A 23,204-nucleotide genomic window follows, 5' to 3' on the forward strand; every position below is an offset into this window, starting at 1 on the left:
GACCGAGTTCGGGCGCCGGACCCGCCATCCACGGCTGATCCGGATGCTCGACTCGGTCGTGCTCCGCGAACCCGGCGACCCCGCTCTGGACGGGGTACAAGTGCGAGACGCGGTCGCTCTCGCACTTCATCGACGCGCTCGCTGTCGTCAACCACCAGACCGGCGGAGCCCCAGTCCATTTCTGGGGGCCCGGCCACCAGACCTACATCCCGGCGGACAACACGCGGCACGAGGTCCCGAACCATGAGACGTACGACTTCGACCGCCTCGATCTTTGCTGAGGGCACATCGACCCGGGCACGCTGTTCATGTCGGAACTCGTCGGGGCTCTGACAGAAGCCCACAACTCGGGCCGCGCTTTACTGTCGCCTCACCCGCCCTCGTACCCGTGGGTCACTGATCAGACTGGTGAATCCCGCTGACCACAGGCAACGAGGGGAACCACCCATGAACGGCTCGCGGATCGCCGCCGTCGGCCACTACCAGCCCGCCAAGGTCCTCACCAACGAGGACCTGGCGGGCCTGGTCGACACCAGTGACGAGTGGATCACGAGCCGAGTGGGCATCCGCACCCGGCACATCGCGGGACCCGACGAGCCGGTGGACGAGCTGGCCGGCCACGCCGCCGCCAAGGCGCTCGCCGCCGCAGGACTCGGTCCGGAGGCCATCGACCTCGTCGTGGTCGCCACCTCCACCGCCGTCGACCGCTCCCCGAACATGGCGGCCCGGGTCGCGCACCGGCTCTCCATCCCGAACCCGGCCGCCATGGACGTCAACGTCGTCTGCGCCGGGTTCACCCACGCCCTCGCCACCGCCGACCACGCCGTGCGGGCCGGCGCCGCCACCCGCGCGCTCGTCATCGGCGCCGACAAGATGTCCGAGGTCGCCGACTGGACCGACCGTACGACCTGTGTCCTCGTCGGCGACGGGGCGGGCGCGGCCGTCGTCGAGGCGGCCGAGGAGCCCGGCATCGGGCCGGTGTTGTGGGGATCGGTGCCCGAGATGGGCAACGCCGTACGGATCGAGGGCACGCCCGCGCGCTTCGCGCAGGAGGGGCAGAGCGTCTACCGCTGGGCCACCACCAAGCTGCCGGCCCACGCCCGTGCCGCCTGCGAGAAGGCCGGGCTCGCGCCCACCGACCTCGCCGCGGTCGTCCTGCACCAGGCCAACCTGCGCATCATCGAGCCCCTCGCCGAGAAGATCGGCGCGGTGAACGCCGTCGTCGCCCGGGATGTCGTCGACTCCGGCAACACCTCGGCCGCCAGCATCCCCCTCGCCTTCTCCAAGCTCGTCGAGCGCGGCGAGATCACCTCCGGCGACCCCGTCCTGCTGTTCGGCTTCGGCGGCAACCTGTCGTACGCCGGACAGGTGGTCCGCTGCCCCTGAGCAGGGCGTGCACGGCACGGTGACGGCGGTGTGACGAGTCCGACCCTCCATCGGGCTGGAAATTGTGGGCCGTAGACTGTAGACGAAAGACAATCCATACTGGCCTGGGACCGTGCCTCCGGCCGACTTTCCGTGTGCAGTGCCCGGTGGCGCTCTGGAGGGGGATCGCGATGTTGTCGGCAGGACTACCGCAAGGGGCCGTGCCCAAGCTCGAACGCCCCGGTCCACTCCGTGACCGTGTCTACGAGGCCCTGCTCGAACTCATCACCACGCGCGCGCTGCGCCCCGGTCAGCACCTCGTCGAGAGCGAACTCGCCGGGCACCTCGGGGTGTCCCGGCAGCCCGTCCGCGAGGCCCTCCAGCGGCTCAACACCGAGGGGTGGGTGGATCTCCGGCCCGCCCAGGGCGCGTTCGTGCACGAGCCGACGGAGGCGGAGGCCGACCAACTCCTCACCGTCCGCACGCTGTTGGAGGCCGAGGCCGCCCGCCTCGCCGCGGCGAACGCCGGCACGGCGGGGATCACGGCCCTGGAGGAGCTCTGCGCGGAGGGGGAGCGGGCCGTCGATGCCGACGACGTCGACGCGGCCGTCGCCCTCAACGCCCGCTTCCACGCCAAGGTCATGGAACTGGCCGGCAACACGGTCCTCGCCGAACTCGCCGCGCAGGTCGACCGCCGCGTCCGCTGGTACTACACCCCCGTCGCCCGCCGGCGCGGCCACCAGTCCTGGATCGAACACCGGGACCTGATCGCCGCCATCTCCGCCCGCGACGAGTCCCGCGCGACGGAGATCATGCGCGCCCACACGGAACACACGCGGAAGACGTACCACGAGCGGGAGAAGTAGCGGGGGTCGGTGGTGGAGGCCGCGCCCCGTCAGGGGCGCGGGGAACTGCGCGACCAGCCACGACGGACCTACGGTCGTCCCTCTGCGTTCACCCTTGCGGCGGCCCTTCTTTGTCCACTCAGTGGAGAAAGTGAGGGCCAATTGCTGCGCAACTTCTTCCCAGGCCCGGCAGCCGCTGCTACGTTCCCCTCGAAAGCCAAGCACGGCAGTGCCGATGAGGCGGGGAGGGGCTTGTGAGACGTATGACGGCTCGACCCGCGAACGCGCACCAGGCACGGCTGCTGCGACTGTTGCGGGACGGAGGGCCCAACTCACGGGCCCAGCTCGGCGATCGGGTGGATCTCTCGCGGTCGAAGCTGGCCGTGGAGGTGGACCGGCTCCTGGAGACGGGACTGGTCGTGGCCGACGGGCTCGCCGCCTCGCGCGGTGGCCGCCGGTCGCACAACATCCGGCTCGCTCCCCAACTGCGCTTCCTCGGCGTCGACATCGGCGCCACCTCCATCGACGTGGCCGTCACCAACGCCGAGTTGGAGATCCTCGGACACATCAACCAGCCGATGGACGTACGGGACGGCCCGGTCGCCGTCTTCGAACAGGTGCTGTCCATGGCGGCCAAGCTGAGGGCCTCCGGGCTCGCGGAAGGGTTCGACGGCGCCGGCATCGGCGTCCCCGGACCGGTCCGCTTCCCGGAGGGTGTCCCGGTCGCCCCGCCGATCATGCCGGGCTGGGACGGGTTCCCCGTCCGCGAGGCGCTCAGCCAGGAACTCGGCTGCCCCGTCATGGTCGACAACGACGTGAACCTGATGGCGATGGGGGAGCAGCACGCGGGCGTGGCCCGTTCCGTGGGCGACTTCCTCTGCGTCAAGATCGGCACCGGCATCGGCTGCGGCATCGTCGTCGGCGGTGAGGTCCACCGCGGTACGACGGGCAGCGCCGGCGACATCGGGCACATCCTCGCCGTACCGGACGGCCGCCCCTGCGCCTGCGGCAACCGGGGCTGTCTGGAGGCCCACTTCAGCGGCGCCGCGCTCGCCCGCGACGCCAGGGAAGCCGCCCAGCAGGGACTTTCGGCGGAACTCGCCTCGCGTCTGGAGATCAACGGCACCCTGACCGCCGTCGACGTGGCCGCCGCGGCCGCCGCCGGCGACGCCACCGCGCTCGACCTGATACGCGAGGGCGGCAACCGCACCGGCCAGGTCATCGCCGGACTCGTCAGCTTCTTCAACCCCGGTCTGGTGGTGATCGGCGGTGGGGTGACCGGCCTCGGACACACCCTGCTCGCCGCCATCCGCACCCAGGTCTACCGTCAGTCACTGCCCCTCGCGACCGGCAATCTGCCCATCGTGCTGGGGGAGTTGGGGCCCACCGCCGGAGTCATCGGCGCAGCCCGCCTCATCAGCGACCACCTGTTCTCACCCGCGTGAGCCCTCTCACGTTCGCAACCGCCTAGGCACTCCTCCGCCCGGCCCCACCAGCACAGCGCTCTGCCTCGCCCTGCCCGAAACGCCTGCCCGGCAGGCGGATTCGCCCTGCAACCGGCCCGCACGCCCGCCAAGGGGAACTCATGGCACCAGAACCACCGCTGCTCACCATGTCCCGCATCACCAAGTCGTTCCCCGGAGTCCGGGCCCTGGACGGCGTCGACCTCGACGTCCAGGCCGGCGAGGTCCACTGTCTGCTCGGCCAGAACGGCGCCGGGAAGTCCACCCTGATCAAGGTCCTGGCCGGCGCCCACCAGCCCGACGGCGGCACCATCACCTGGCGGGGCGAACCCGTCACCCTGAAGTCCCCGATCGCCGCCATGCGCCTCGGCATCGCCACCATCTACCAGGAACTCGACCTGGTCGAGGGCCTGTCGGTGGCCGAGAACGTCCACCTCGGACACGAGCCCACCGCCGCCGGCTTCGTCGTGCGGGGGAAGACGGCGCGTGCTTCGACTGCCGCTCTTCTCAAGCGACTTGGGCACCCCGAGGTCGATCCGGCGCGGCTCGTCGGCGACCTGTCCGCCGCCCAGCAGCAGATCGTCTCCATGGCCCGGGCGCTCTCCCACGACGTACGGCTGATCGTGATGGACGAGCCGTCGGCCGCGCTAGACCCGGACGAGGTCGACAACCTCTTCCGGATCGTCGGCGACCTGACCGCCGACGGAGTGGCCGTCGTCTACATCTCGCACCGCCTGGAGGAGATCCGCCGGATCGGCGACCGGGTGACCGTACTGAAGGACGGGCGGGCCGTGGCGGGCGGGCTGCCCGCGAAGTCCACCCCGACGCGCGAGGTCGTGGCCCTGATGACCGGGCGCAACGTCGAGTACGTCTTCCCCGACCGGCCGCCCGCGCCCCCGGCCGAGGCCGCGCCCGTCCTGGAGGTGCGGGGACTGGCGCGCGCCGGGGAGTTCGAGCCGTTCGACCTCCAGGTGCGGCCCGGTGAGATCGTGGGACTTGCCGGACTCGTCGGCTCGGGACGCTCGGAGATCCTGGAGACGATCTACGGCGCCCGGAGGCCCACGGCAGGCCAAGTCAGCGTCGACGGAAGGCAGTTGAGACTCGGCAGTGTGCGGGCCGCCGTACGGGCCGGGCTCGGGCTCGCCCCCGAGGAGCGCAAGGCACAGGCGCTGCTGATGCTGGAGTCCGTCACCAGGAACGTCTCCGTGTCGTCGATGTCCCGCTTCGCGCGCGCCGGCTGGATCGACCGGGGCGCCGAACACCGTGCCGCACGGGCCACCACCCGCGAGCTGTCCCTGCGCCCCGACAACCCTGCCGTGCCCGTCCGCACCCTCTCCGGGGGCAACCAGCAGAAGGCGGTCCTCGCCCGCTGGCTGCTGCGCGGCTGTCGGGTCCTGCTGCTCGACGAACCCACCCGGGGCGTCGACGTCGGAGCCCGGGCCGAGCTGTACGCGGTGATCCGCCGGCTCGCCGACGAAGGGCTCGCCGTCCTGCTGGTCTCCAGCGAGGTGCCCGAAGTCCTCGGCCTCGCCGACCGGGTGCTCGTCCTGCGCGAAGGCCGGGTCGTGCACACGGCGCCCGCCCGCGAACTCGACGAACACCGAGTCCTCGACCTCGTCATGGAAGGAAGCCCCGTGGCCACAGAAGGGAGCCCGGCGTCATGACGCAGCCCGTGTCCCCGCCCAGGGACAGCATCGACAAGGCCCCCGCGGCGAGCGGGCCCCCGGCCTGGCGGACCACGCTGTTCCGGGCCGACGTCCGCACGCTCTCCCTCCTCGGTGTCCTCGCCGCGCTGATCCTCATCGGCGGTGTCACCAAGCCGGACGAGTTCCTCGACACCCGCAACCTCCAACTCGTGCTCACCCAGGCCTCGGTGATCGGTGTCGTCACCGTCGGCATGACCTTCGTCATCACCTCCGGCGGCATCGACCTGTCCGTCGGCGCGATCGTCGCCCTGGCCTCGGTCTGGGCCACGACCGTCGCCACGCAGGAGTACGGCTTCGCCGGCATCCTCTTCACGGCGGTGATCGTCGGCGTCGGCTGCGGCCTGGTGAACGGACTGCTCGTCGCGTACGGCGGAATGGTCCCCTTCATCGCCACCCTCGCCATGCTCGCCTCGGCCCGCGGGCTCGCCCTACAGATCACCGACGGCAGCACCCAGGTCGTCACCGTCGACGCCATCCTCGACCTCGGCGAACGCGACGCCTATGTCCTCGGCATCCCGCCGCTCGTCCTGGTCTTCGCACTCGTGACGATCATCGGCTGGCTCGTGCTCAATCGCACGACCTTCGGCCGGCGCACGGTCGCCGTCGGCGGCAACGCGGAGGCGGCCCGGCTCGCGGGCATCGACGTCCGCCGCCAGCGGCTCTATCTGTACCTGCTCTCCGGGCTGTGCTGCGGCATCGCCGCCTTCCTGCTGATCGTGCTGTCCGGCTCGGGCCAGAACACCAACGGCAACCTCTACGAACTCGACGCCATCGCCGCCGCGATCATCGGCGGCACCCTGCTCAGCGGCGGCCGGGGCACCATCACCGGTTCCGTCCTCGGCGTCCTGATCTTCACCACGATCACCGACATCTTCGCCCTCAACAACCTGCAGAGCGACGTCCAGCAGATCGCCAAGGGCGCGATCATCGTCGCCGCGGTCCTGGTCCAACGACGTACGGCAAGCACGACCTGAGACACCGAAGAGCCGACACGGGAAAGGTCCACCGCCATGCCAGAGATCACCAGCCGCAGAAGACTGCTCTTCGGAACCGCCGCCGTCTCGGCCGGCGCCCTCCTCGTGGGTTGCACCAGCAACGAGACCAAGGACGCCCCGGCCGCCGACGACCAGCCGGCCGCCGACGACAAGCCCGGCAAGGCGGTCACCATCGGCTTCGCCGGACCGCAGGCCGACCACGGCTGGCTCAACGCGATCAACCAGAACGCCAAGAGCCGTGCCGAGCGGTACGAGGACGTCACCCTGGAGATCACCGAGGGCTCGAACGACACCGCCCAGCAGATCGGGCAGATCGAGACCCTCATCAACAAGAAGGTCGACGTCCTGGTCGTGCTGCCCGCCGACGGCAAGGCCCTCACCCAGGTCGGCCTCAAGGCGATGCGGGCCGGCATCCCCGTCGTCAACCTCGACCGGATCTTCAACTCCCCGCAGGCGTACCGCTGCTGGATCGGCGGCGACAACTACGGCATGGGCCTCAACGCCGGCCACTACATCGGCGAGAAGCTCAAGGACAAGAGTGAGGCCCGGGTCATCGAGCTGGCCGGGCTCGACAACCTGGAGCTGACCAAGCAGCGCACCAAGGGCTTCGACGACGCCCTGAAGAACTACCCGAACATCAAGAAGGTCGCCCGGCAGGCCGCCGAGTTCACCGTCGAGTCCGGGCAGGCCAAGATGGCCCAACTCCTCCAGGCGCAGTCGGACTTCGACGCGCTGTGGAACCACGACGACGACCAGGGCGTCGGCGCGCTGCGCGCCATCGAGCAGGCCGGGCGCGACGACTTCCTGATGGTCGGCGGCGCGGGCGCGCTCTCCGCGTTCCAGGCGATCAAGAAGGACGACGGGGTGCTCAAGGCGACCGTCCTCTACCCGCCGACCATGGCCGCCTCCGCGATCGACCTCGCCCGCGCCCTCGGCCAGGGCAAGGGGGTGAGCGGCCTCGCCGAGTTCGAGATCCCGTCCTCGCTGACGCTGTACTCGGCCGTCGTCGACAAGGACAACGTCGACCAGTACATGGCCACCGGCTTCAAGTGACGGGTCCCGCCCGCCGGACCCGGGCCGGGTCGACGAGGGACGCGGCCCCGGGCCGCCGAGTCGGGCCCCACCCCCCACCGCGCCACCACGAGGAGGACACACGCATGGGACAGCCGCAGCAGCCCGACCAGGCCGGGGCGGAGGAGTCAGGAGCGCCGGGGCCCGACGCGGGGGCCGGCGCCCCTCCCGGTGCCGCGGCCCCGACCACCGCCGTGACGGCCGGCGACGGTCCGCGCGCCGGGGTGTGGCCCGCCGGGCTCGCCGGTGGGGCGGACAAGCCGCGGCTGCGGGTCGGGATGGTGGGCTACGCCTTCATGGGGGCCGCGCACTCGCAGGGGTGGCGCACGGCGGGACGGGTCTTCGACCTGCCGCTCACCCCCGTGCTCGCCGCCGTCTGCGGGCGGGACGCCGACGCGGTGCGGGCCATGGCGGACCGGCACGGGTGGGCGGAGACGGAGACCGACTGGCGGCAGCTGATCGCCCGCGACGACATCGACCTCGTGGACATCTGCACCCCCGGCGACAGCCATGCCGAGATCGCCCTCGCCGCGCTGGCCGCCGGCAAGCACGTGCTCTGCGAGAAACCCCTCGCGAACACCGTCGCGGAGGCCGAGGAGATGGCCGCGGCGGCCGAAGAGGCCCACACGCGCGGACAGTTGGCCATGGTCGGCTTCAACTACCGCCGGGTGCCCGCCACCGCGCTCGCCCGCCGCATGGTCGCCGACGGCCGGCTGGGCGCCCTGCGGCACGTACGGGTGACGTACCTCCAGGACTGGCTCGTGGACCCGGAGTTCCCGCTGACCTGGCGGCTGCGCAAGGAGTCCGCCGGCTCCGGGGCCCTCGGCGACCTCGGCGCCCACATCGTCGACCTCGCGCAGTACCTGGCGGGGGAGCCGGTGGTCGGGGTGTCCGCGCTGATGGAGACCTTCGTCCGCGAACGGCCCCTGCCGGCCGGGGTGTCCAGCGGTCTGGCGTCCTCCGGGGGCACCGCCGACCGGGGCGCGGTCACCGTCGACGACACGGCCCTGTTCACCGGCCGCTTCGCCTCCGGAGCCGTCGCCTCCTTCGAGGCCACCCGCTTCGCCACCGGCCGCAAGAACGCCCTGCGCATCGAACTCAACGGCGAGCGCGGCTCGTTGGCCTTCGACCTGGAACGGCTCAACGAACTCGCCTACCACGACCACACCGAGCCCGCCGCCCACGCCGGTTTCCGCCGCATCCTCGTCACCGAGCCCGACCACCCCTACCTCGACGCCTGGTGGCCGCCGGGGCACGGCCTCGGGTACGAGCACACCTTCGTCCACCAGGCCCGCGACCTGGTGCACGCCGTCGCGGCGGGCCGGCGCCCCGAGCCGTCGTTCGCCGACGGGCTCCAGGTGCAGCGGGTACTCGCGGCGGTCGAGGAGAGCGCCGAGAAGAACTCCGTCTACACCCCGACCCACTTCCCGTCCCACTCGCCGTCACACACCCCCACAGCGGTCTGAGGAGACCCGACATGCCGCGCGACTTCACGCTCTTCACCGGCCAGTGGGCCGACCTCCCCCTCGAAGAGGTCTGCCGCCTCGCCCGCGACTTCGGCTACGACGGACTCGAACTCGCCTGCTGGGGCGACCACTTCGAGGTCGACAAGGCCCTCGCCGACCCGTCGTACCTCGCCTCCCGCCACCAGCTCCTGGAGAAGTACGGCCTGAAGTGCTGGGCCGTCTCCAACCACCTGGTGGGACAGGCGGTGTGCGACGCCATCATCGACGAACGCCACCGCGCCATCCTGCCCGCACGCATCTGGGGCGACGGCGAGCCCGAGGGCGTACGGCGGCGGGCCGCCGCCGAGATGGCCGACACCGCGCGGGCCGCCGCCGCCTTCGGCGTGGACACCGTCGTCGGCTTCACCGGTTCCGCCATCTGGCATCTGGTCGCCATGTTCCCGCCCGCCCCCGAGTCGATGATCGAGCGCGGCTACGACGACTTCGCGACACGCTGGAACCCGGTCCTCGACGTCTTCGACGCCCAGGGCGTGCGGTTCGCGCACGAGGTCCACCCGAGCGAGATCGCGTACGACTACTGGACGACCCGGCGCGCCCTGGAGGCGGTCGACCACCGGCCGGCCTTCGGACTGAACTTCGACCCCTCGCACTTCGTGTGGCAGGACCTCGACCCGGTCGGCTTCCTGTGGGACTTCCGCGAGCGGATCTACCACGTCGACTGCAAGGAGGCCCGCAAGCGCCTCGACGGACGCAACGGCCGCCTCGGCTCGCACCTGCCCTGGGGCGACCCGCGGCGCGGCTGGGACTTCGTGTCGGCCGGCCACGGCGACGTCCCGTGGGAGGACGTCTTCCGGATGCTCCGCTCGATCGACTACCGGGGCCCCGTCTCCGTCGAGTGGGAGGACGCCGGCATGGACCGGCTCCAGGGCGCCCCCGAGGCCCTCGCCCACCTCAAGGCGTTCGACTTCGAACCGCCGACGGCCTCGTTCGACGCGGCGTTCGGCGGCAACGACTGACCGTTCCCCGCCACAACGGCTCCTGCCACAACGGCTCCCGGCCGCAACGCTTCCCTGTCTTCCGGGGTGACGGCGCACCCCGGCGTACCGCACACACCCGTACACCTCCGTACGACCAGCCCCTCACTGGAGGCATTTCGTGCACCCGTACGACGACACCAGACACCCCACCAGCACCACCAGCACCACCAGCACCACCAGTCTCTTCAGACGCCGTGGACTGCGCGGGCCGATCGCCCTGCTGAGCGGTCTGCTGCTCGCGGGCGCCTCGCTCTCCCTCACCGCGCCGGCGGCGGGGGCGGCCGACGCCGGGCCGAAGGCCGCCCCGGCCGCCGCCGAGGACTTCCAGCAGGTCACCCTCGCCAAGGGCGAACCGGAGGTCGGCGAGCCCATGTCGCTCGCCGTCCTCCCCGACCGCTCGGTCCTGCACACCTCGCGCGACGGCGAACTGCGCCTGACCGACGCGGCGGGCAACACCAGGCTCGCGGGCAAGCTCGACGTGTACTCCCACGACGAGGAGGGCCTCCAGGGCATAGGCGTCGACCCGGGCTTCGCCGACAACCGCTTCATCTACCTGTACTACGCGCCTCCGCTGAACACCCCGGCCGGTGACGCCCCCGAGACCGGGACGGCCGCCGACTTCGCGCCCTTCGACGGCGTCAACCGGCTGAGCCGCTTCGTGCTGAAGGCGGACGGCACCCTCGACAACGCCAGCGAGAAGAAGATCCTCGACGTCCCCGCCTCGCGCGGCATCTGCTGCCACGTCGGCGGTGACATCGACTTCGACGCGGCCGGCAACCTGTACCTGTCGACGGGCGACGACAGCAACCCCTTCCAGTCGGACGGCTTCACCCCCATCGACGAGCGGTCCAACCGCAACCCGGCCTTCGACGCCCAGCGCACCTCAGGCAACACCAACGACCTGCGCGGCAAGATCCTGCGCATCAAGGTCGGCGCCGACGGCTCGTACACCGTCCCCGACGGCAACCTCTTCGCGCCGGGCACGGACAGGACGCGCCCCGAGATCTACGCGATGGGCTTCCGCAACCCCTTCCGCTTCAGCGTCGACAAGAAGACCGGCATCCTCTACGTCGGCGAGTACGGCCCCGACGCCGGTGCCGCGAACGCCTCGCGCGGCCCGGCCGGGCAGGTCGAGTTCGCCCGGGTGACCAAGCCCGGCAACTTCGGCTGGCCGTACTGCACCGGCAAGAACGACGCCTACGTCGACTACGACTTCGCCACCGGCACCTCGGGCGCGGCCTTCGACTGCGCGGCCCCGAAGAACACCTCGCCGAACAACACCGGCCTCACCGACCTGCCGCCCGCCGAGCCCGCCTGGATCCCCTACAACGGCGACTCCGTCCCGGAGTTCGGCGACGGCTCCGAGTCCCCGATGGGCGGCCCGGTCTACGACTACGACGCCTCGCTCGACTCCCCGGTGAAGTTCCCCGAGGTCTACGACGGCGACTTCTTCGCCGGTGAGTTCGGCCGTCGCTGGATCAAGCGGATCTCCAGCGACGCCGACGGCACCGTCCAGTCGATCAACAGCGTCCCGTGGACCGGCACCCAGATCATGGACATGGCCTTCGGACCGGACGGTGCGCTGTACGTCCTCGACTACGGGCTCGCCTGGTTCGGCGGCGACGAGAACTCCGCGCTGTACCGCATCGAGAACGCCACCGACGGCCATTCCCCGGTCGCCCAGGCCGCCGCCGACCGCACCTCCGGGCAGGCGAGACTGAAGGTCCGCTTCTCCTCCGCCGGCACCAGCGACCAGGACGGCGACGCCCTCACCTACAGCTGGGACTTCGGCGACGGCGCCACCTCCACGGCCGCGAACCCGACGCACACCTACAAGAAGAACGGCACCTACACGGCGACCGTGACCGCGCAGGACACCACGGGCCGCACGGGCAGCGCGAGCGTGCAGATCGTCGTGGGCAACACCGCGCCCAAGGTCGAGCTGCAACTCCCGGCGGACGGGCAGCTGTTCGCGTTCGGTGACGCCGTGCCGTTCAAGGTGCGGGTGAGCGACCCGGAGGACGGCCGCCCGATCGACTGCGCCAAGGTCAAGGTCACCTTCATCCTCGGCCACGACAGCCACGGCCACCCCGTGACCTCCGCCGACGGCTGCACCGGCACCATCCAGACCAGCGCCGACGGCGGCCACGACGAGAACGCCAACATCTTCGGGGTGTTCGACGCCGAGTACACCGACGGCGGAGGCGGCGGCCAGGCCCCGCTGACCACCCACGACCGACACGTCGTCCAGCCCACCCACCGCCAGGCCGAGCACTACGGCGACTCCTCGGGCATCGCCGTCCAGTCGAAGCCCACCGCTCACGGTGGCAGGACGGTCGGGGACATCGACAACGGCGACTGGATCTCCTTCAAGCCGTACGTCCTGTCCGACGCCACGAAGATCACCGCACGGGTCTCCTCCGGCGGCGCCGGCGGCAAGCTGGAGGTCCGGGCGGGCTCGCCCACCGGTCGCCTCCTCGGCAGCGCGACCGTGCCGGCGACGGGCGGCTGGGAGAACTTCCAGGACGTCACCGCGAACCTGTCCCGCGCCCCGCGCGGCACCACCACGCTCCACCTGGTGTTCAAGGGGAGCGGCTCCGGCGGCCTGTTCGACGTGGACGACTTCACCTTCACGAAGCGGTGAGGGGGCGTCATGCCGACGAACGGACGAGGACGTGGACGTGGACGTGGACGTGGACGCGGACGCCTGTGGGCCGCGACAGGTGGCGCCGCCCTGCTGATCGGCTGTGTGTCGGGGCCCGCCGTGTCGGATGACGCGGCCGGCTACGGAGGCCCTGGAGCCCCCGGAGGCGGGGGTCACGGGGTCGAGCGCCGGGTGCTGGTGTTCTCCAAGACCGCCGGCTTCCGCCACGACTCGATCCCCGAGGGCATCACGGCCGTCCGGGAACTGGGCGCCGCCCACGGCTTCGCGGTCGACGCCACGGAGGACGCCGGCGCCTTCACCACCCGCAACCTCGGGGGCTACGACGCCGTGGTCTTCCTCTCCACGACCGGCGACGTCCTGAACGCGGCCCAACAGGGCGCGTTCGAGCGGTACATCAAACGCGGGGGCGCCTATGTCGGCGTCCACGCGGCCGCCGACACCGAGTACGACTGGGCCTTCTACGGCGGCCTCGCGGGCGCGTACTTCCAGTCGCACCCCGCGATCCAGCCCGCGACGGTCGACGTCGAGGACCACGCCCACCCGGCCACCGCAGGGCTGGGCGCGACCTGGAACCGCACGGACGAGTGGTACAACTACCGCTCCAACCCTCGCGCGCGGGCCCATGTCCTCGCCTCGCTCGACGAGTCGTCGTACAGCGGCGGCACCATGAACGGCGACCATCCGATCGCCTGGTGCCAGGACTACCAGGGCGGGCGCGCCTTCTACACCGGCGGCGGCCACACCAAGGAGTCCTTCGCCGAAACCGCCTTCCGGCAGCACCTGCTGGGTGGCATCCGGTGGGCGATCGGTGACGCCCAGGCCGACTGCCGCCCGGAGAACGGCTACCGGTCGCTGTTCGACGGAACCGCCGACTCGCTCACGGCATGGCGGCAGGCGGGCCCGGGCTCCTTCACCCTGGACGACGACGGCACGCTCACGTCGTCCGGCGGGATGGGCATGCTCTGGTACGCCGACCAGAGCTTCGGGGCCTACTCCCTGAAGCTCGACTGGAGGATGTCCGGCCCCTCGGGCGACGACAACTCCGGTGTCTTCGTCGGCTTCCCGCCCTCCGACGACCCCTGGTCCGCCGTGAACAACGGCTACGAGGTCCAGATCGACGCCACCGACGTACCCGAGCGCACCACCGGGTCCGTCTACGGCTTCCGCTCCGCCGACCTCGGGAAGCGCGACCGGGCCCTGAACCCGCCGGGGGAGTGGAACACGTACGAGATCCGCGTGGAGGGCGAGCGCCTCCGCGTCTGGCTCAACGGTGTGAAGATCAACGACTTCACCAACACCGATCCGGTACGGAGTCTGCGCGACGGCCATTTCGGCATCCAGAACCACGGATCCGCAGATCGGGTGTCCTTCCGTGACGTCCGGATCAAGGAACTGCCCGCACGGGCCGCCGACCGGGCGGACCCGCCGCCGGGCGACTGAGCGACGGCGGGCGGAGGACGCCGGACCTCCGCCTGCCGTCTCGTCCCTCTTCCCTTCCCCTTCCCTCTCCCCCCACGGAGGGTTCCCGGCCCGTCCCACCCCTGGCCCGACGAGGAGGCTGCCCATGTCCGCGTCCGTGTCCGTCACCCCACCGAGCGTCGGCGTCTGGCTGATCGGAGCACGGGGTTCCGTCGCCACCACCGTCGTCGCGGGCTGCGCGGCCGTCACGGCGGGTCTGCACGCCCCGACGGGCATGGTCACCGAGACCGCCGCCTTCGAGGGCACCGGCCTCGCGCCCCTCACCTCCCTCGTCTTCGGCGGCCACGACACGGTCGACTGCCCCCTGCCCAAACGGGCCGAGGCCCTCGCGGCCGGCGGCGTCCTGCCGCACGGCCTCCCGGCGGCCGTCGGCGCCGAACTGGCCGCCGCCGACCGGGAGATCAGGCCCGGCGGCCCCCTCCCGGGCGACACCAGGACCCCCGACGAACTGATCGCCTCCCACGCCGCCGACATCCAGGACTTCGTACGACGCCGGGGGCTCGCCCGCGCCGTGGTGGTGAACGTCGCCTCCACGGAACCCGCCTCCACGGAACCCGCCTCCACGGAACCCGCCCCCACCGGCACGGCCCTGCCGCCCAGCTCCCTCTACGCGGCGGCGGCCCTGCGCGCCGGCTGCCCCTACGTGAACTTCACCCCCTCCACCGGACTCCACCACCCGTCCCTGGGCTCCCTCGCCGCCTCCTCGGGACTTCCCCACGCGGGTCGCGACGGCAAGACCGGCCAGACGCTGCTCCGGTCCGTCCTCGGCCCGATGTTCGCCCAGCGGGCCCTCGCCGTCCGGGCGTGGTCCGGCACCAACCTGCTCGGCGGTGGCGACGGCGCCGCCCTCGCCGACCCGGCCGCCGCCGCTGCCAAGAACGCCGGCAAGGAGCGCGTCCTCACCGACAGCCTCGGGGCGACCCCCGAGGGCGAGACCCACATCGACGACGTCCCCGCCCTCGGCGACTGGAAGACCGCCTGGGACCACATCGCCTTCGACGGTTTCCTCGGCACCCGGATGGTCCTCCAGACCACCTGGCAGGGCTGTGACTCCGCCCTCGCGGCCCCGCTGGTGCTCGACCTGGCCCGCCTGCTGTCCCGCGCCCACGAAGCGGGCCTCTCCGGCCCCCTGTCCGAACTGGGCTTCTACTTCAAGGACCCGGTGGGGGAGAGCCCGGCCGCCCTCGGGGAGCAGTACGCGATGCTGACAGGCTTCGCGGAGCGGCTGCGTCTGCGAGGCCGAGGACACGGGCCAGGGCGAGGGCCAGGGCGGGGGCGGGGGCGGGGGCGGGATGTCGCCGCCGACGCGCCAGAGCCGTCGTCGGCGAGTCCCGGCGAGGCGGGCCGGGCATGAACCCACAGCCGCCCCACCCGACGCTCTCCTTCGGCTACGGCACCAACGGGCTCGCCGACCTCCGGCTCGACGACGCGCTCGCCCTGCTCGCCGACCTCGGCTACGACGGGGTCGGGCTCACGCTCGACCACATGCATCTCGACCCGCTGGCCCCCGACCTCGCTGCCCGCACCCGGCGGCTCGCGCGGCGGCTGGACGACCTCGGGCTGTCCGTCACCGTGGAGACCGGGGCCCGCTATGTGCTGGACCCCCGCCGCAAGCACGGTCCCACGCTGCTCGACGCCGACCCCGACGACCGCGCCCGCCGGGCCGACCTGCTGGTCCGGGCGGTGCGGGTCGCCACCGACCTCGGCGCCCACGCCGTGCACTGCTTCAGCGGGACCACCCCGCCCGGCACGGACGAGGACACCGCCTGGAAACGCCTCCCCGACGCCCTCGCCCCCGTCCTCGACGCCGCCACCGCCGCCGGTGTCCCCCTCGCCGTCGAACCCGAACCCGGTCACCTCCTCGCCACGCTCGCCGACTTCCACCGCCTGCGCGGGGCCCTCGACAGCCCCGCCGCCCTCGGTCTCACCCTCGACATCGGCCACTGCCAGTGCCTCGAAGCCCTCCCTCCGGCCGACTGCGTCCGCGCCGCCGCGCCCTGGCTGTGCCACGTGCAGATCGAGGACATGCGCCGCGGTGTCCACGAACACCTCCCCCTCGGCGAGGGCGAGATCGACTTCCCGCCCGTCCTCGAAGCGCTCGCCGCCGTCGGCTACCGGGCCCTGACCGTCGTCGAACTGCCCCGTCACTCCCACGCGGGCCCGCACTTCGCCGAGCGGTCCCTCTCCTTCCTCGAACGGACACTCGCCCTCCGCCACGGCACGACCGGCCGCACCGTCCTTCCCGGGAGCAGCTCGTGATCCACCACCGCCCCCCGGCCGCGCCGACGACCGGCCACACCCCTCCGGCCCACCGTCCGCATGGCCCCGCCCACACCACCCCCGCCGACCTGCGCCGTCACCTGAACGCCCACCTCACCGACGCGGCCCGTGCCTGGCTGGGCCGGGCCCTGGACGAGGCCGCCGACCGTCCGGGCGGCCACGGGCCCATCTCCACCTGGGAGCTGCGCCTCGCCGAGGCGGGCCGGCGCTGCGGCACCGAACACGCCGACGCCGTCCGCGTCCTGATCCTGCACGCGGCCCACGCCGACACCGACGCGCTCACCCGGGTCTACCGCCAGGGCACCGCCGACGAACGCCGCGCGGTCCTGCACGCGCTGCCCCACCTCGTGCCGGGCCCGGGGGCGCTGCACCTCGTCGAGGACGCCCTGCGCACCAACGACACCCGTCTCGTCGCCGCCGCCCTCGGCCCGTACGCCGCCCGCCACCTGGCCCCGCACCCCTGGCGGCACGCCGTCCTCAAGTGCCTCTTCACCGGTGTGCCCCTCGCCGAGGTCGCCGACCTCGCCCGCCGCGTCCGGGGCGACACCGAACTCGCCCGTATGCTCCGCGCCTTCGCCGAGGAACGCACCGCCGCGGGCCGTCCCGTACCCGAGGACCTGCACCGCGTCCTGGCCCTGACCGCGCCCCCACCGGCCGCCGGGCCCCGCACCGACGGCCTCGACGGCAAGGAGTCCTGATGCGCCTGTTCGACCCCCACATCCACATGACGTCACGCACCACCGACGACTACGAGGCGATGCACGAGGCAGGCGTCCGCGCGGTCGTGGAACCGGCCTTCTGGCTGGGACAGCCCCGGACGTCGCCCGCCTCCTTCGTCGACTACTTCGACTCCCTCCTCGGCTGGGAGCCCTTCCGCGCCGCCCAGTACGGCATCGCCCACCACTGCGCCCTCGCCCTCAACCCCAAGGAGGCCAACGACCCGCGGTGCGCCCCCGTCCTGGACCTGCTGCCCCGCTACCTGCTCAAGGACCGGGTCGTGGCGGTCGGCGAGATCGGCTACGACTCCATGACCCCGGCCGAGGACCACGCGCTCGAACACCAGCTCCAGCTGGCCGCCGACCAGGGCCTGCCCGCCCTCGTCCACACCCCGCACCGGGACAAGCTCGCCGGGCTGCGCCGCACCCTCGACGTCGTACGGGCCTCCGCCCTGCCCGTCGACCGGGTGCTGCTCGACCACCTCAACGAGACCACCGTCGAGGAGGCCAGGGACAGCGGCGCCTGGCTCGGCTTCTCCGTCTACCCGGACACCAAGATGGACGAGGAGCGCATGGTCGCCGTCCTCCAGGAGTTCGGCCCGGAGAAGGTGCTGGTCAACTCCGCCGCCGACTGGGGCAGAAGCGACCCCCTCAAGACCCGTCGGGTCGCCGACGCCCTGCTCGCGGCCGGCTTCGACGAGGACGACGTCGACCTGGTGCTGTGGCGCAACCCGGTCGCCTTCTACGGACTCAGCGGCCGACTCGACCTCGACGTCACCGCGACGGACCCCACGCACGAGGGCAACAGCATCCTGCGCGGCGGTGAGTGACCCGTGCGCTTCCGCCACCCCGACGGCTCCACCGTCCACCTCGCCTACTGCACCAACGTGCACCCGGCCGAGACCCTCGACGGCGTCCTCGCCCAGCTCCGCGACCACTGCGAACCCGTACGCCGCCGCCTCGGCCGCGACCGCCTCGGCATCGGCCTGTGGCTGGCCAGGGACGCCGCCACGGCCCTGGTGACCGACCCGTCCGCGCTGCGCGGCCTGCGCACCGAACTCGACCGGCGCGGCCTCGAAGTGGTCACCCTCAACGGCTTCCCCTATCAGGGCTTCGGTGCCGAGGAGGTCAAGTACCGCGTGTACCGGCCGGACTGGGCCGATCCCGAGCGCCTCGACCACACCACCTCCCTCGCCCGGGTGCTCGCCCGGCTCCTCCCGGACGACGTCACCGAGGGCACCGTCTCCACCCTGCCCCTGGCCTGGCGCACCGCCCACGACGACACCCGCGCCGCCCGGTCCCGCACGGCCCTGCGCACCCTCGCCGAACGCCTCGACGCCGTGGCCGAGCTGACCGGCCGCTCCATCCGCGTCGGCCTGGAACCCGAACCAGGCTGCACCGTCGAGACCACCGCCGACGCCATCGGCCCCCTGACCGACATCGGCCACGACCGCATCGGCATCTGCGTCGACACCTGCCACCTCGCCACCTCCTTCGAAGATCCCCGCACCGCCCTGGACGCGCTCACCCGGGCCGGTGTCCCCGTCGTCAAATCCCAGCTCTCGGCCGCCCTGCACGCCGAACACCCGCACCTGCCCGAGGTCCGCGAGGCCCTCGCCGCCTTCGACGAGCCCCGCTTCCTGCACCAGACCCGCACCTCCACCGCCGCCGGCCTGCGCGGCACCGACGACCTCGGCGAGGCCCTCACGGGCGACACGCTGCCCGACGCCTCACCCTGGCGCGCCCACTTCCACGTCCCCCTCCACGCGGCCCCCGCGGCCCCCCTCACCTCCACCCTCCCGGTCCTCAGGACCGCCCTGACCCACCTGGTCGGCGGCGCCCACCCCCTCACCCACCACCTGGAGGTGGAGACCTACACCTGGCAGGCGCTGCCCCCCGCGCTGCGCCCCACCACCCGCGCCCAGCTCGCCGACGGCATCGCCGCCGAACTCGCCCTGGCCCGCGACCTGTTGACGGACCTCGGTCTCAAGGAGCTGCCATGAACCCCGAGGAGCGGTCATGACCCCGCACCCCGACACCGGGCCCACCCCCCTGCTCGTCCTCGACGTCGTCGGCCTCACCCCCCGTCTCCTCGACCACATGCCCCGCCTGAAGGCCCTCGGCCAGTCCGGCTCCCGGGCCCCGCTCGGCACCGTCCTGCCCGCCGTCACCTGCGCCGCCCAGTCCACCTTCCTCACCGGCACGCTCCCCGCCGAACACGGCATCGTCGGCAACGGCTGGTACTTCCGCGAACTCGGTGACGTCCTGCTCTGGCGCCAGCACAACGGCCTCGTCGCCGGCGACAGACTCTGGGACGCCGCCCGCCGCGCCCACCCCGGCTACACCGTCGCCAACATCTGCTGGTGGTACGCCATGGGCGCCGACACCGACATCACCGTCACCCCCCGTCCGATCTACTACTCCGACGGCCGCAAGGAACCCGACTGCTACACCCGGCCCGCGGCCCTGCACGACGAACTCACCGCGAAACTAGGCACGTTCCCCCTGTTCCACTTCTGGGGACCGGGCGCCGACCTGGTCTCCAGCCGCTGGATCGTCGACGCGACCCGCCACGTCCTGCGCACCCGCCGCCCCGACCTGGCGCTCTGCTACCTCCCCCACCTCGACTACGACCTGCAGCGCTTCGGCCCCGACGACCCGCGCGCAGGTAAGGCGGCCGCCGACCTGGACCGCACGGTGGCGCCCCTGCTCGACGACGCCCGCGCCCAGGGCCGTACCGTCGTCGTGCTCTCCGAGTACGGCATCACCCGCGTGGACCGCCCCGTCGACATCAACCGCGCCCTGCGCCGGGCCGGCCTGCTCGACGTGCACACCCAGGACGGTATGGAGTACCTCGACCCGATGGCCTCACGTGCCTTCGCGGTCGCCGACCACCAGATCGCCCATGTGTACGTACGCCGCGCCGAGGACCTGGACGCCACCAGGGAAGCCCTCGCGGACCTGCCCGGGATCGACCGACTCCTCGACGACGAGGGCAAGAAGGCCCACCACCTCGACCACCCGCGCTCCGGCGAGTTCGTCGCCGTCGCGGAGCCGGACGCCTGGTTCACGTACTACTACTGGCTCGACGACGCCCGCGCGCCCGACTTCGCACGCACCGTCGAGATCCATCGCAAACCCGGCTACGACCCGGTCGAGCTGTTCATGGACCCGCTCGACCCGCTGGTGAAACTCAAGGCGGCCACGGCACTGGCCCGCAAGAAACTCGGCCTGCGCTACCGCATGGCGGTCGTGCCGCTGGACCCCTCGCCTATTCGCGGCAGCCACGGCCGCCTTCCCGCGAGCGACGACGACGGTCCGCTCATCATCTGCTCCACCCCCCGAGCCGTCGGTGACCGTGTGGCGGCCACCGATGTGAAAGCACTCCTGCTCCGCCTTGCCGGTCTGTCCTGACCGGTGCCCAGGACCCACGGGTCCTGACTGGTCACAAGTGAAGCACCCACCACTGACAACGCCCTTCCACGCAGAGGAGTTCCAGGCATGAGCCGCACCCACCAGCCGGATCCCGAACTCACCCACCGCCTCAGCAGACGAGGCATGCTCGGCGTGGCCGCCGGCGCCACGGTCGCCGCCCTGCTGGGCGCGGCAGCCCCGGCGCAGGCCGCCGCGGGCGCCGAGGCCGCGACCGCCACCGGAGCCGCGGGCAAGGGCCGGGGCCGCCCCGTCCTCCCGCCCGGCCGGCTCGGCATCCAGCTCTACAGCCTGCGCGACAAGGTCTCCACCCTCGGCTTCGCCCCCGTCTTCGCCGAACTGGAGAAGTACGGCTACGACGAGGTCGAGTTCGCCGGCTACACCCAGGGCTCGGCGGGCCCCATCACCCTCGCCCAGCTCAAGCGCCTGGCCCGCGACCACGGCCTGACCCCGATCGGCAGCCACGTCGGCTACTACGCGAGCGACCCGAACGCGTACACCTTCGCGCAGAACCTCACCAAGGTCCTCGACGACGCCCAGGCCCTCGGTCTCAAGCACATCGGCACCGCCGCCGGTCCCTTCCGCTACGGCACGACCGTCGACGCGATGAAGCGGGCCGCCCACGAGTTCAACACCTACGGCGCCGCCGCCAGGGCACGCGGCATGAAGTTCTACCAGCACAACCACTCCGAGGAGTTCTCCTTCGCCACCGACGACCCCAAGGTCCGCCTCTACGACGTGCTGCTCCGGGAGACCGACCCCGATCTGGTCTTCCTGGAGATGGACATCTTCTGGGCGTACGTGGCCCAGTTCCGGTTCTCCAAGCGGCCCGACGGCACCGCCGCGCCCTTCGAGCCCCTCGACTACGTCCTGCGCCGCCCCAACCGCTACCCGCTCTTCCACGTCAAGGACGGCGAGAGCGACCCGTCGAACCCCTTCGGCTACCGCATGGTCGACGTCGGCGACGGCGACATCGACTACCAGAAGTTCATCTCGGCCGTCACCCGGCTGAAGGGCCACCGGCTGGCCCACCACTGGCAGGCCGAGCACGACAACCCCGCCGAGTCCTTCACCTTCGCCCGCCGTTCCAGCGAGCACCTGCACTCGCTGCGGGAGAAGTGCTGACCCACCCGGACGACGACGGCAGCAGGCGGCCGCCCCGTGGTGCGAGACCACGGGGCGGCCGCCTGCTGCCGTACGCGGAGGCGTCAGGCCACTTGTCAGGCCACTTCGTCACCGAGCGGACGGGGGTTGGGAGCGATCCGTCGGGCCCGGGGCCGCCCCGGCGGGTGCAGGAAGACCGCCACGCAACCGGCGAACAGGGAGATGGAACCGGCGAGCACGAAGGCGCCCGCGTAGTCCCAGGCACCCACGACCACGGCACCCATACCGGAGCCGAGCAGACCGGACACCAGCTTGGAGCTGTACACCAGGCCGTAGTTGGAGGCGTTGTTGTTCTCGCCGAAGTAGTCCGCGGTCATCGCCGCGAACATCGGGAAGATGGCGCCGCCGCCGAAGCCGGAGATGCTGGAGAACACCAGGAAGAGCGGCAGGTTGCCGATGTTGCCGGACCACAGGATGCCGTACTGGGACAGGCCCAGCACGATGCAGACGAAGATCAGGCACTGCTTGCGGCCGTAGCGGTCGGAGAGCCAGCCGATGACACCGCGCCCCGTGCCGTTGACGACCGCCTTCAGGGACATGGCGGTGGCCACGATCCCGCCCGCGAAGCCCGCCTCGTTGCCGAACGGCACCTGGAAGGCGATGCCGAAGATGTTCACACCCGAGGTGCACAGCAGACAGAACCACATCAGCGCCACCCGGCCCGTGCGCCAGGCCTCGCTCGGCGTGAACTGCTTCACGGCCGGCGGGTTCTTCTCCAGCGCACGCCGGGCGCGTGGGTCGTCCGGCTTGCGCAGCGGGTCGACCTCGGCCGGCCACCAGTTCTTCGGCGGGTCCTGGAAGAACCAGCCCGCCACGGCGACGACCGCCGCGAGGAACACACCGACCGAGACGAGCACCCAGCGGAAGTTCGTCAGGTCCATGTACCCGGTGAAGATGAACACGAAGGGCACCGAACCGTAGGCGAAACCGCCGTTGACGAAGCCGGTCTTGCCGCCCTTGCGCTCCGGGTACCACTTGCCGACCATGTTCACGCAGGTCGCGTAGACCATGCCGGCGCCCATGCCGCTGAACATGCCGAACCCGATGTACGCCACGACGACGTGCGGTGCGAACGCCAGGGACATGTACCCGAGCAGAGTGCCGACGGCGCCCAGCATCATCGCCCAGCGGGCGGGCAGTTTGCCGCTCTCGCGCAGCTTCCCCGCCGGGAAGGCCACCGCGGCCTGGAAGAACACCCAGACGCCCAGCATCCAGAAGATGTGCTGGTTGCTCCAGCTGTGCGCCGTGTGCAGGGTCTCCTCGGCGGACGCGAACGCGTACTCCGCCGAGCTGATGCCCATCATGCCCACCCACGGCAGGATGACCATCCACTTGCGTTTGCGCCCCATGATGTCCAGGTCGGACTCGCCGATCCGGTACATCCGGCCGCCTGCGTCCGTCACCTCCCGGTAGGGGACGGGTGTGGAGATGTCAGTTGTCGCCATGTCGATCGAACCCTCCGCGTGGAAGAAGTCTGGCCAGCGCCCCCTGTCCGTGCTTCTCTGCGCCGGGGCCCGCGG

Annotated in this window: 18 protein-coding genes; 17 read left to right on the forward strand and 1 reads right to left on the reverse strand. The window is 71.9% G+C overall.

Translation table 11 applies throughout. The annotated features are described in order from the left end of the window. Nucleotides 1-447: 447 nt before the first annotated feature. From ACZ52C_RS14795 to ACZ52C_RS14875, 17 genes are all read left to right on the forward strand, one after another. Entirely contained in the window at nt 448-1,386 is a 939-nt protein-coding gene (locus ACZ52C_RS14795) for a beta-ketoacyl-ACP synthase III (protein ID WP_045556653.1), read from the forward strand. Between the two features lie 170 nt (nt 1,387-1,556). Next, nucleotides 1,557-2,231, forward strand: coding sequence for a GntR family transcriptional regulator (locus ACZ52C_RS14800; RefSeq protein WP_469075081.1), 675 nt, complete (start codon nt 1,557-1,559; stop codon nt 2,229-2,231). 242 nt (nt 2,232-2,473) lie between these two features. After that, entirely contained in the window at nt 2,474-3,655 is a 1,182-nt protein-coding gene (locus tag ACZ52C_RS14805) for an ROK family transcriptional regulator (protein ID WP_469075082.1), read from the forward strand. Nucleotides 3,656-3,795: 140 nt separating this feature from the next. Continuing rightward, complete coding sequence (locus ACZ52C_RS14810; protein WP_469075083.1) at nt 3,796-5,337, forward strand: sugar ABC transporter ATP-binding protein; 1,542 nt, start codon at nt 3,796-3,798, stop codon at nt 5,335-5,337. Beyond that, entirely contained in the window at nt 5,334-6,353 is a 1,020-nt protein-coding gene (locus ACZ52C_RS14815) for an ABC transporter permease (protein WP_469075084.1), read from the forward strand. Before ACZ52C_RS14810 ends, ACZ52C_RS14815 begins: the two co-directional genes overlap by 4 nt. 36 nt (nt 6,354-6,389) lie before the next feature. After that, the gene (locus ACZ52C_RS14820) at nt 6,390-7,427 is read left to right on the forward strand and encodes a substrate-binding domain-containing protein (RefSeq protein ID WP_469075085.1); all 1,038 of its coding nucleotides are present in this window, start codon (nt 6,390-6,392) and stop codon (nt 7,425-7,427) included. 104 nt (nt 7,428-7,531) lie between these two features. Continuing rightward, a complete protein-coding gene (locus ACZ52C_RS14825; protein ID WP_469075086.1) occupies nt 7,532-8,911 on the forward strand; it encodes a Gfo/Idh/MocA family protein in 1,380 nt (459 codons plus the stop codon). A gap of 11 nt (nt 8,912-8,922) precedes the next feature. Beyond that, nucleotides 8,923-9,927 (forward strand): sugar phosphate isomerase/epimerase family protein, encoded by a 1,005-nt coding sequence (locus tag ACZ52C_RS14830; RefSeq protein WP_469075087.1) that lies wholly within the window; start codon nt 8,923-8,925, stop codon nt 9,925-9,927. Between the two features lie 139 nt (nt 9,928-10,066). Beyond that, nucleotides 10,067-12,592, forward strand: a complete 2,526-nt coding sequence (locus tag ACZ52C_RS14835) for a PQQ-dependent sugar dehydrogenase (RefSeq protein ID WP_469075088.1) — start codon at nt 10,067-10,069, stop codon at nt 12,590-12,592. Between the two features lie 9 nt (nt 12,593-12,601). Beyond that, nucleotides 12,602-14,053 carry a ThuA domain-containing protein gene (locus tag ACZ52C_RS14840; RefSeq protein ID WP_469075089.1) on the forward strand — a complete coding sequence of 484 codons (1,452 nt, stop codon included), beginning with the start codon at nt 12,602-12,604 and terminating at the stop codon, nt 14,051-14,053. Nucleotides 14,054-14,177: 124 nt separating this feature from the next. After that, entirely contained in the window at nt 14,178-15,446 is a 1,269-nt protein-coding gene (locus tag ACZ52C_RS14845) for an inositol-3-phosphate synthase (protein ID WP_469075090.1), read from the forward strand. After that, nucleotides 15,443-16,351: a sugar phosphate isomerase/epimerase family protein gene (locus ACZ52C_RS14850; protein WP_469075091.1), complete on the forward strand. Its 909-nt coding sequence runs from the start codon at nt 15,443-15,445 to the stop codon at nt 16,349-16,351. The genes ACZ52C_RS14845 and ACZ52C_RS14850 overlap by 4 nt, the downstream gene beginning before the upstream one ends. Further along, nucleotides 16,348-17,070, forward strand: coding sequence for an EboA domain-containing protein (locus ACZ52C_RS14855; protein ID WP_469075092.1), 723 nt, complete (start codon nt 16,348-16,350; stop codon nt 17,068-17,070). Before ACZ52C_RS14850 ends, ACZ52C_RS14855 begins: the two co-directional genes overlap by 4 nt. Continuing rightward, entirely contained in the window at nt 17,070-17,918 is an 849-nt protein-coding gene (locus tag ACZ52C_RS14860) for a TatD family hydrolase (protein WP_469075093.1), read from the forward strand. Before ACZ52C_RS14855 ends, ACZ52C_RS14860 begins: the two co-directional genes overlap by 1 nt. A 3-nt stretch (nt 17,919-17,921) precedes the next feature. After that, a complete protein-coding gene (eboE, locus tag ACZ52C_RS14865; protein WP_469075094.1) occupies nt 17,922-19,091 on the forward strand; it encodes a metabolite traffic protein EboE in 1,170 nt (389 codons plus the stop codon). Nucleotides 19,092-19,107: 16 nt separating this feature from the next. Then, nucleotides 19,108-20,502, forward strand: coding sequence for a nucleotide pyrophosphatase/phosphodiesterase family protein (locus ACZ52C_RS14870; protein ID WP_469075095.1), 1,395 nt, complete (start codon nt 19,108-19,110; stop codon nt 20,500-20,502). Between the two features lie 87 nt (nt 20,503-20,589). Further along, nucleotides 20,590-21,645, forward strand: a complete 1,056-nt coding sequence (locus ACZ52C_RS14875; RefSeq protein ID WP_469075096.1) for a sugar phosphate isomerase/epimerase family protein — start codon at nt 20,590-20,592, stop codon at nt 21,643-21,645. A 95-nt stretch (nt 21,646-21,740) separates the two neighbouring features. Here the strand turns inward: ACZ52C_RS14875 and ACZ52C_RS14880 are convergent, their stop codons facing one another. Further along, nucleotides 21,741-23,129, reverse strand: coding sequence for an OFA family MFS transporter (locus tag ACZ52C_RS14880; protein ID WP_469075097.1), 1,389 nt, complete (start codon nt 23,127-23,129; stop codon nt 21,741-21,743). Between the last annotated feature and the right edge of the window lie 75 nt (nt 23,130-23,204).

The sequence above is a fragment of the Streptomyces sp. NPDC034049 genome (assembly GCF_055575575.1).